Source organism: Spirillospora sp. NPDC052242, assembly GCF_040679555.1.
Taxonomy (GTDB): domain Bacteria; phylum Actinomycetota; class Actinomycetes; order Streptosporangiales; family Streptosporangiaceae; genus Spirillospora.
In genome coordinates, this window is sequence record NZ_JBFAUZ010000093.1 from 1 (window position 1) to 11,479 (window position 11,479).

At 75.5% G+C, this 11,479-nt stretch carries 2 protein-coding genes; both read left to right on the forward strand.

Annotation, left to right across the window (positions count from 1 at the left end):
* Window positions 1–209 precede the first annotated feature (209 nt).
* Window positions 210–3,845, forward strand: coding sequence for an SDR family NAD(P)-dependent oxidoreductase (locus tag AB0L25_RS40355; RefSeq protein ID WP_500178872.1), 3,636 nt, complete (start codon window positions 210–212; stop codon window positions 3,843–3,845).
* Window positions 3,846–3,872: 27 nt separating this feature from the next.
* Window positions 3,873–11,479 (forward strand): SDR family NAD(P)-dependent oxidoreductase (locus tag AB0L25_RS40360; protein ID WP_500178870.1); only part of this gene is annotated, 7,607 nt, incomplete at its 3' end.

Here is an 11,479-nt window from a genome sequence, read left to right on the forward strand (position 1 = left end):
CCACCGCCATCCAGGAAACCACCGAAACCCACCCCCACAACCCACCCGCCACCACCATCGACACACTCCACCGAAACAACGGCGGAAACCACAAACTCACCACCTCCCTCGCACAACTCCACACCACATCGAACACACCCTGGAAAACACCACCCCCCAAACACCACACCCCACTCCCCACCTACCCATTCCAACGACAGCGCTACTGGATCACCACACCACCCAACACCCACAACACCCACCCCCAAAACCACCACCCGTTCCTCGACACCACCCTCCACCTCGCCGAAGAGAAAGGCACCGTGTTCACCGGGCGGTTCTCTCCTTCGATCCACGACTGGCTGGCTCACCACACGCTCGACGGCCAGGGGGTCCTGCCCGGCGCCGCGCTCGTGGACCTCGCCGTCCGCGCCGGGGATCAGGTGGGCTGCGACCGAGTCGACGAACTCGTCCTCGAGGCGCCGGTGCTCCTCTCCGAGGACGGCACCGTCCATGTCCAGGTCTCCGTGGAGGGACCCGACGGCGAGGGCAGGCGTTCGATCGGCATTCACTCCGAGGAGGAGGGGATCTGGACGCGCCATGCCACGGGCGTGCTGTCGAAGGCCTCGTCGCGGGGCACCGAACTGCGTGCGTGGCCGCCGCCCGGCGCGGAGCCTTTGGATATCGCCGAACTGTCCGGTCGCCTGTCGGATCTCGGGCTCGACCACGGTGCCTCGTCCCGGTACCTGGAATCGGTCTGGCGGCACGGCGAGGACCTCTACGCCGAGGTCGCCCTCACCGAGGACGTCGACGTCACCGGTTACGGCCTGCACCCCGCCTTGCTGGACGCCGCGCTGCTCCCCCTCGCCCACGACGCCGGCGAGCCGCGGCTGCCCTTCTCCTGGACGGGCGTCGCCCTGCACGCCGACGGGGCGACCGCGCTGCGTGTGCGGCTCTCACCGTCCGGAGCCGGAGGCGCGGCGATCGTTCTCGCCGACTCCGCCGGTGATCCGGTGGCGACGATCGAGGCCCTGGAGACGCGCGCGGCGCCCCCTCGGCCCCCGGCCCCACGGCACGCGCGGGACTCGCTGCTCCGGGTGGAGTGGACTCCGGTGCCGGGCGGGGACGCCTCCGGCACCGTGTACGCCACGCTCGGCGATGACCTCTCCGATCCGCTCTCGCCGTCCGACGACCGGCTTCCCGATCTGGAGGCGCTCGCCGGGTCGAGGCCGGACGTGGTCTTCGCTCCGCTGCCCCGCGGCACCGGGGATCCGGTCGCGCTGGTGCACGCGGTCACCGGCAAGGTGCTCCGGCTGGTGCGGGAATGGCTCACCGACGAGCGGTTCGCCGACGCCCGGCTGGTCGTCATGACCCGCGGTGCGGTCGCCGTCCACGCGGGCGAGCGTCCGCTGGACCTGGCGCACGCGGCCGTCTGGGGGCTCCTCCGCAGCGCCCAGGCCGAGCATCCGGACCGGCTCGTGCTCCTCGACCTCGACGACGGCGGCGCCGCGGCCGACGCGGTCCGCGGCGCCGCGGCCACCGGCGAGCCGCAGCTCGCGCTGCGGGGCGGCTCGGCGCACGTCCCGAGGCTGGTGCGCGGGACGGCCGGGGGCCCGGCCGGGATCCCCGAGCCGGCCGCCGCCGACCTGCCCGAAGCCGCGCCTCCGGAGGGCGGCTCGGGACCGGACGGTCCGCTCGAACCGCACGAGGTGCGGATCGCGCCGCGCGCGTTCGGGCGCGGTCTCCGCACCGCACCGCCCGCGCCCGCCGAGGCCGGGCCGCCCGTCCGGGGGGCCGCCGGCGTGGTCCTGGAGACCGGGGACGGCGTGACCGGGCTCGCCCCCGGAGACCGGGTGACGGGCCTGGTGCCGGAGGTCGCCGGCCCGACCGTCCGGACGGATCACCGCCTGGTCGTCCCGATGCCGTCCGGGTGGTCGTTCGCCGAGGCCGCCGCCGCGCCGGCGGCGTTCGTCACCGCCCACCACGCTCTGGTGGACCTGGCACGGATCCGGCCGGAGGAGACCCTCCTGGTGGACGCCGCGACCGGCGCCGCCGGGACGGCCGCCGTGAGCCTGGCGCTGCACCGGGGCTGCCGGGTTCTCGCGACGGCGGACGACGGGACGCGGGGCCGCCTGCGCGCGCTCGGGCTGGACGACGACCGTGTCGCGCCCGCGGGCGCGCCGGACCTCGCCGACCGGTTCCGCGACGTCACCGCAGGCCGCGGCGTCGACGTCGTCCTGGGCGCGCCGGCCGGGGAGTCCGGTGGTGCGGCCGCCCGGTCGCTGCTGGCGCCCGGCGGCCGGCTCGTCGACGTGGCCGGGCCCGGCGCCCCGGACCCGTACGACCTGCCCGGTGCCGATCCGCGGCGGGTCCGGGAGATCCTGCTCGAGCTCCGCGGCCTGTTCGAGGCGGGCGCGATCGCGCCGCCGCCGGTGACCGCGTGGGACGTGCGGCGGGCCGCGGAGGCGGCGAGCACCCCCGCCCGGGCGCGACGCTCCCGCGAGGTCGTCCTCACGTTCCCGCGGGAGCCCGACCCCGACGGCACCGTGCTCGTGACGGGCGGCACCGGGTTCCTCGGCGCCCTGATCGCCCGGCACCTGGTCGCCGAGCACGGCATGCGGCGGTTGCTGCTGAGCAGCCGGACCGGTCCGGACGCGCCCGGAGCCGCCGCGCTGCGCGCCGAACTCGCCGGCTCCGGCGCGGACGTCACGATCGCCGCGTGCGACGCGGCGGACCCCGCCGCCCTCGCGGGGCTGCTCGCCGCGATTCCGCGCGAGCACCCGCTCACGATGGTCGTGCACTGCGCCGGCGTCCTCGACGACGCGGTCGTGACCGGCCTCACCGCGGATCGCCTGCGGACCGTGCTGCGCCCGAAGGTCGACGCCGCCTGGAACCTGCACGCGCTCACGCGGGACATGGATCTGGCCGCGTTCGTGCTGTTCTCGTCGGCCGCGGGCACCCTGGGCACGCCCGGCCAGGCGAACTATGCCGCCGCCAACGCGTTTCTGGACGGCCTGGCGCAGTACCGCAGGGTTTCGGGCCTCCCGGCGCAGTCGCTCGGCTGGGGGCTCTGGGCGGAGGACAGCGCGATGACGGGGCACCTCGACGACGTCGCGCGGCGCCGGTTGAGCCGGGCGGGTCTCCCGCCGATCGGCACCGGCCAGGGCCTCGCCCTGTTCGACGCCGCTCTCCGGCGGGACGAGGCCGTCCTCCTCCCGCTGCCGGTCAGGGCGGCCGGCCTGCGCGCCGACGGCGCGGACGTCCCGCCGGTCCTGCGCGGCCTCGCCGGGCCCGCGGGCCGCCGGACCGCGCGCGGCCCCGCCGAACCGGCGCCGCAGGACCTGCGCGACCGGCTCGCCCACCTCCCCGGTCCCGAGCGGCGCGCCGCGCTGCTCGACCTGATCCGGACCCAGATCGCCGCGGTCCTCAAGCACACCGAACCGGCGACCGTCCAGGAAGACCGCGCGTTCCGCAACCTGGGCTTCGACTCGCTGACGGCGGTGGAGTTCCGCAACCGGCTCGGCACCGCCACCGGGCTCCGGCTGCCCGCCACCCTGGTGTTCAACCACCCGACGCCGTCGGCCCTGGCCGCCCGGCTGGAGGACATGCTGGGCATCGCCGACGCCGGCGCGCCCCCCGTGCTCGCGCAGCTGGAGAGCCTGGACAGCGCCCTGGCCGCGGTCGAGGCGGACGCGGAGGCGCTGGAGCTGATCCGTCCCCGGTTGAGGTCCTTCCTGTGGAAGTGGAGCGAGGGGCGGGCGGACGCCCCCGCGGCCGACGACCTGGAGTCGGTGACGGACGAGGAACTGTTCGACGCCCTCGAGAACGAACTCGGCATCGGCCGCACCGATGACCCGACCCGATAACGGCCGTACGGCGGAAGGGGCTCCCCGATGAGCAACGAGACGAAGCTCCGCGACTATCTGAAGAGGGCCACGGCCGACCTGCGGCAGGCCCGGCGGCGGGTGCACGAACTGGAGAGCAGGGCCGCCGAGCCGGTGGCGATCGTCGCGATGAGCTGCCGCTTCCCCGGTGGGGCGGACACTCCCGAGGCGCTGTGGGAACTGCTCGACAACGGTGTCGACGCGATCACCGAGTTCCCGTCCGACCGCGGCTGGGACCTCGAGGGGCTGTACGATCCCGACCCCGACCGGGCGGGCACGTCCTACTCCCGGCACGGCGGCTTCCTCGACGACGTCGACCATTTCGATGCCGGGCTCTTCGAGATGAGCCCGCGGGAGGCCGCGGCGACGGACCCGCAGCAGCGGGTGCTGCTGGAGACCGCGTGGGAGACCTTCGAACGCGCCGGGATCGATCCGCGCTCGCTCGCGGGCAGCCGGACGGGCGTGTTCGTCGGCGCCATCTCCCAGGACTACGCCCCGCGGCTGCGGGAGGTGCCGGAGGAGTTCGAGGGCTACCTCCTCGCCGGCAACACCATGAGCGTCGCGTCCGGCCGGATCTCCTACACCTTCGGGCTGGAGGGGCCGGCCGTCACCGTGGACACCGCGTGCTCGTCCTCCCTGGTGGCGCTGCATCTCGCGGTGCGGGCCCTGCGCGACGGGGAGTGCTCGCTCGCGCTGGCCGGCGGTGTGACGATCATGGCCTCGCCGAGCGTGTACGTCGAGTTCAGCCGGCAGCGCGGGCTGGCGCCCGACGGGCGCTGCAAACCCTTCGCGGGGGCCGCCGACGGCACCGGCTTCGCCGAGGGGGCGGGCGTCCTGCTGGTGGAGCGGCTGTCGGACGCCCGCCGCAACGGCCATCCCGTGCTCGCGGTGATCCGCGGGTCGGCGGCGAACCAGGACGGCGCCAGCAACGGGCTGACCGCGCCCAGCGGGCCCGCGCAGGAGCGGGTGATCCGCCAGGCGCTGGAGGACGCTCACCTGGACCCGCGCGACGTCGACGCCGTCGAGGCGCACGGGACGGGCACGACGCTCGGCGACCCCATCGAGGCGCAGGCGCTCATCGCCGCCTACGGGCGGAACCGCGACCGGCCCCTCTGGCTCGGGTCCGTCAAGTCCAACATCGGACACCCCCAGGCGGCCGCGGGCATCGCCGGGGTGATCAAGGGGGTGCTGGCGCTGCGGCACGGCCTGCTCCCCCGGACCCTCCACGTGGACGAGCCGACCTCGCACGTGGACTGGGACTCCGGGGCGGTGCGGCTGCTGACCGCGCCGGTCGAGTGGCCGGCCGGTGACGCGCCTCGGCGCCTGGGCGTGTCCTCGTTCGGGGTCAGCGGCACGAACGTCCACGTCATCCTCGAGGAGGCCGTTCCCGACGAGAGCGCGGCGGAGCGCCCGGACGACGACCGCGACGGCGCCGACGGCGGGACGGAGCGGGCGGGCGAGGAGGCCGCCGCCCCGGCGTTCCCCCTGCCATGGGTGGTCTCCGCGCACGGCGCCGACGCACTGCGCGCCCAGGCGGGACGGCTGCGCGAGCACCTGGCGGCCCGGCCCGAACTCGGACCCGCCGACGTCGGCTTCTCCCTCGCCGCCTCGCGCACCCTGCTCGGCAGCCGCGGGGTCGTCCTCGCCGCCGACCGGGATGGGGGGCTCGCGGGGCTCGCCGCCCTGGCCGCGGGCGAGTCCGCGGCCGGGGTCGTCACCGGCGAGGCGGTCCCGGGGAGGACGGCGTTCATGTTCTCCGGGCAGGGCGCCCAGCGCCCCGGCATGGGACGTGCGCTCCACGCCGCGCACCCCGTGTTCGCCGAGGCGCTCGACGAGGTCGCGGCCCACCTCGACCCGTACCTCGAGCGGCCGATCAAGGAGGTGATGTTCGGGACGGACTCCGGCGACCTCGACCGCACCGTCCACACCCAGGCGGCCCTGTTCGCCTACCAGACCGCCCTCTACCGGCTGGTCACCTCGTGGGGCGCCGTCCCGAGCCTGCTCATCGGCCACTCCATCGGCGAGCTGACCGCGGCGCACGTCGCCGGCGTCCTCGATCTCCCGGACGCGGCCCGGCTCGTCGCCGCCCGCGGGCGGCTCATGCAGTCCGCCCGCTCCGACGGAGCCATGTTCTCGATCCGCGCGACCGAGGACGAGATCCTGCCGCACCTCACCGAGGGCGCCGTCATCGCCGCGCTCAACGGCCCCGCCTCCACGGTCGTCAGCGGAGACGAGTCCGCGGTGAGCAGGCTCGCCGGACGGTTCGCCGCGGACGACCGCAGGGTGCGGCGGCTCCAGGTCAGCCACGCCTTCCACTCCCCCCACATGGACGGCGTCCTGGACCGCTTCCGCGAGGAGGCCGCAGGGCTCGCGTACCGTCCCCCGGCCGTTCCGGTCGTCTCCAACCTCACGGGGCGCCTCGCCGGCCCGGACGAGCTCACCTCCCCCGAGTACTGGACCCGGCACATCCGCGAGACGGTCCGCTTCCACCAGGGGCTCGAGACGCTGCGCGAACAGGGCGTCACCCGATTCGTGGAACTGGGCCCCGCGGCCGTCCTGACGAGCCTCGCCCACGAATCGCTGGGCGAGGAGGCGGGCCGGGCGGTGCTGGTCGCCACCGGCCGGCACGATCGCCCCGAGGTCGAGTCGCTCGCCGAGGCGGCGGCCCGGCTCCACGTGGCCGGCGCGGCGCCGGAGTGGCCGCGGACGGCCGCGGGCGGCCGGGCCCGCAGGGTCGACCTGCCCACGTACGCGTTCCAGCGCCGCCGGCATCGGATCTCCGCCCGGCCGTCCGGCGGCGACGCCCGGTCCGCCGGCCTCCATCCCGCCGACCACCCGCTGCTCGGCACCGTGGTCGGGCTGCCCGACGACGACGGGTTCCTGCTGACCGGCCGTCTCTCCTTGCAGGACCATCCCTGGCTCGCCGACCACGAGATCCACGGTTCGGTGCTGCTCCCCGGGACGGCCTTCGTGGAGCTGGCCGTGCGGGCGGGCGACCAGGTGGGCCTCGGCACCGTCCAGGAACTCACCCTGGAAGCACCGCTGATCCTTCAGCGCGACGGGGGGACCGACGTCCAGGTCCGGGTCGGCGAGCCCGACGGGTCGGGCCGCCGTCCGATCAGCGTCCACTCGCGGGCGGGGGACGCGGGCCCGCAAGGGGCCTGGACGCGCCACGCCACCGGTCTGCTCGCCGCCGGGGAGCCCGCCGGCCCGGCCGCCGGCCCGGAGGGCGGCCTCCCCGCCGCCTGGCCGCCGCCCGGTGCGGAGCCGCTCGACACCGGCGGGCTGTACGAGCGGCTCGCGGCGATCGGGGTCCGCTACGGCCCGGCGTTCCAGGGGCTGCGGTCGGCCTGGCGGTCCGGCTCCGACGTGCACGCCGAACTCGCGCTGCCCGACGGTATCGACGTCGCCGGGTACGGTCTGCATCCCGCCCTGCTCGACGCGGCCGTGCACGCCATCGCCGCCGACGCCTTCACCGACGCGCACGAGATCCGGCTGCCGTTCACCTGGTCCGGTTTCACCCTGCACGCCGACGGCGCGAGCACCCTGCGGGTGCGGATCTCCCCGCGCGGGCCCGACGAGCTCAGGCTGGACATCGCCGACTCCGGCGGGGCGCGGGTCGCCACCGTCGAGTCCCTGGTGGTGCGGCGCGTCACGGCCGAGCAGCTCGCGCCCCGCACCGCCCCGTCCGACGGCCTGCACCGGGTCGACTGGACGCCCGTGCCCGCGGCCGAGGCGTCCGTCTCCGTCGCCGCGCTCGGCGACGACGGGTGCTTCCCCGGCGTCCGCGCCCACCCTCGCCTGGACGGCCTCCTCGATCCGGCACCGGACTTCGTGCTGCTGCCGTGCACGGCGGACTCCGCGGAGGAGATGCGGACCGAACTCCAGCGGATACTCGAACTCGTTCAGGAGTGGCTCGCGGACGACCGCGCGGCCGAATCCCGGTTGGTCGTCCTCACCCGTCGCGCGGTGCGGGCCGCCGCCGGGGAGGGCGCGCCCGCTCTCTGGGCCGCCCCCGTCTGGGGCCTCGTCCGCTCGGCACAACTCGAACACCCCGACCGGCTCGTCCTGGCCGACGTCGACGCCGCGGTCTCACCGGAAACGCTCCGCTCGGCGCTGGCCACCGGGGAGCCCCAGCTCGCGATCCGCGGCACGGACGTCCGCGTCCCCCGGCTCGCCCCCACCGGCGGGAACGAGCTGCCGGCACTGCCCGCCGGCGCCGGGTGGCGCCTCGGCCCCACCGCCGAGGGCGTCCTCGGCGGCCTGGCCCCCACCGCCGCGGCCGAGCCGGCCGCGGCGCTCGCGGCGGGCGAGGTCCGGGTCGGCATGCGTGCGATCGGCCTCAACTTCCGCGACGTCCTCATCACCCTCGGCGTCTACCCCGGTGAGGCCCTGCTCGGCAGCGAGGGCTCCGGGGTGGTCCTCGAGGTCGGTCCCGAAGTCACCCGGTTCTCGCCCGGTGACAGGGTGACGGGCCTGTTCACCGGGGCGATGGGCCGCGTGGCCGTCACCGACCAGCGGCTCCTCGCCCCCGTTCCGTCCGGCTGGTCGTTCGCGCGGGCCGCGTCCGTGCCGATCGTCTTCCTCACCGCGTACTACGGCCTGTACGACCTCGCCCGGCTCGGCGCGGGCGAGTCCGTGCTCGTCCATGCCGCGGCCGGCGGCGTCGGCATGGCCGCCGTCCAGCTCGCCCGCCATCGGGGAGCGCGCGTGTACGGGACGGCGAGCCCCGGCAAATGGCCGGCGCTGCGCCCCCTCGGTCTCGACGACGCCCGCCTCGCCTCGTCCCGCACCCTGGACTTCGAACGCCGGGTCCTCGACGCCACCGGCGGACGGGGCGTGGACGTCGTCCTCAACTCCCTGGCGGGCGAGTTCGTCGACGCCTCCCTGCGCCTGCTGGCCCCGGGCGGCCGGTTCGCCGAGATGGGCAAGACCGACCTGCGCGACCCCGAGGAGGTCGGGCGCGCGCACCCGGGCGTGGAGTACCGGCCCTTCGACCTGAACGAGGCGGGGCCGGACCGCATCGGCGAGATGCTGACGGAGATCCTGGCCCTGTTCGACCGCGGCGTGCTCCGGCCGCTGCCCGTGACCGCGTGGGACCTGCGCGAGGCACCGGAGGCGTTCCGCCATCTCGGCCACGCCCGCCACATCGGCAAGGTCGTCCTGACCCTGCCCGCCCCCATCGATCCCGCGGGCACCGTGCTCGTCACCGGCGGCACCGGAACCCTCGGCGGCCTCCTGGCCCGCCACCTGGTGCGCGCCCATGGCGTACGGCGGCTGCTGCTGGTCGGCCGCAGGGGCGAGGCGAGCACGGACCTGCTCGCCGACCTGGCGGCGCTCGGGGCCGAGGTGACGGTCGCGGCCTGCGACGTCGCGGACCGCGCCGCCCTGACCCGGCTGCTGGCGGACGTGCCCGCGGACCGGCCGCTGACCGCGGTCGTGCACGCGGCGGGCGTCGTCGACGACGCCGTCCTCGACACGCTCACCCCCGCCAAGCTCGATCGCGTGCTGCGTCCCAAGGCGGACGCCGCGTGGCATCTCCACGAACTCACCGCCGACCTGGACCTGTCCGCGTTCGTCCTGTTCTCCTCGGCCGCGGGCACGCTCGGCAACCCGGGCCAGGGAAACTACGCCGCCGCCAACGTCTTCCTCGACGCGCTCGCCGAGCACCGGCACGCCCAGGGGCTTCCCGCCACCTCGCTGGCCTGGGGCCTGTGGGCACCGGCCAGCGAGATGACCGGGACTCTCGCGCGGGCCGACAAGGCCCGTATCGCGCGAGGCGGGTTGGCGCCCATGTCCGCGGAAGAGGGACTCGCGCTCTTCGACGCGGCCCTGGATCGCGGTTCCCCCACGCTGACACCGGCACGGCTGGACGTCACGTCGCTGCGCGGCGGCCCGGTGCCGCCGATCCTGCGGAACCTCGTGCGCGCCCCGGCGCGCCGCACCGTCACCGCGACCGACTCCGGAGGCCCGTCCCTCGAGCGGCGGCTCGCCGGACGGTCGAGCGCCGAACGGCCGGCCGCCGTCCTGGAACTGGTGTGCGAGCAGGCGGCGGAAGTCCTCGGCCATACCTCGGCGGAAGCCGTTCCGCCGGACCGGACGTTCAAGGACCTGGCGTTCGACTCGCTCACCGCCGTGGAGCTGCGCAACCGGCTCGGCCTCGTCACCGGGCTCCGCCTCCCGGCCACGCTCATCTTCGATCACCCCACACCCGCCGAGGTGGCGCGGCTCCTGGTCTCCATGATCCCGGGCGCCGAGCCGAGCGCACCGGCCGGGCGCCCCCGGACGACCGTGGCGGCCGGAACCGACGAGCCCCTCGCGATCATCGGCATGGCGTGCCGCTTTCCCGGCGGCGTCACCACGCCCGAGGAACTGTGGGACCTCGTCGCCTCGGGCACCGACGCCATCGGCCCGTTCCCCGCCGACCGCGGCTGGGACCTCGACCGCCTGTACCACCCCGACCCCCACCACCCCGGCACCACGCACACCACCGCGGGCGGTTTCCTGTACGACGCCGCGGACTTCGACCCCGAGTTCTTCGGGATCTCCCCGCGCGAGGCCGCCGCGATGGACCCCCAGCACCGCCTGCTCCTCGAGACGACGTGGGAGGCGATCGAGCGGGCGGGCATCCCGCCGGCCTCGTTGCGCGGGAGCCTCGCGGGCGTCTACGCGGGCGTCGTCTCGCAGGACTACGCCCCGCGGATCCACGAAGCCGGGGAGGCGCTCGAGGGATACCTCATGACCGGCAACGCGCCCAGCGTCGCGTCGGGCCGGATCGCCTACACGTTCGGGCTCGAGGGACCGGCCGTCACGGTGGACACCGCCTGCTCCTCGTCCCTGGTGGCGCTGCACCTGGCGGGTCAGGCGCTGCGCAACGGCGAGTGCGACCTCGCCCTGGCGGGCGGGGCCATGGTCATGGCGACGCCCGCCCTGTTCGTGGAGTTCAGCCGCCAGCGCGGGTTGGCGCCCGACGGCCGCTGCAAGGCGTTCGGTGCGGGCGCCGACGGGACGGGCTGGGGCGAGGGCGCGGGCATGCTCCTGCTCGAACGCCTATCGGACGCCCGGCGCAACGGCCACCCCGTCCTCGCCGTCATCAAGGGCTCGGCGATCAATCAGGACGGTGCCAGCAACGGGCTCACCGCCCCCAACGGACCATCGCAGCAACGCGTCATCCACCAGGCTCTGGCCAACGCAGACCTGACACCGGCCGACATCGACGCCGTCGAAGCCCACGGCACCGGCACCACACTCGGCGACCCCATCGAAGCCCAAGCCCTCATCAACACCTACGGGCAAGACCGGGACCGCCCCCTCTGGCTCGGCTCCATCAAATCCAACATCGGGCACTCGGCGGCCTCGGCCGGAGTCGCCGGGGTCATCAAGATGGTCATGGCTCTCGAACATGACGTGCTGCCCAAAACACTCCACGCCGACGAGCCCACCCCGCACGTCGACTGGGACGCCGGCGCCGTCTCCCTCCTCACCCAGCCCACCCCTTGGACCGCCAACGGCCGCCCCCGACGCGCGGCCGTCTCCTCCTTCGGCGTCAGCGGCACCAACGCCCACGTCATCCTCGAAGAACCCCCCGCTCCCACGCCCGAAGACCACGACGCCGA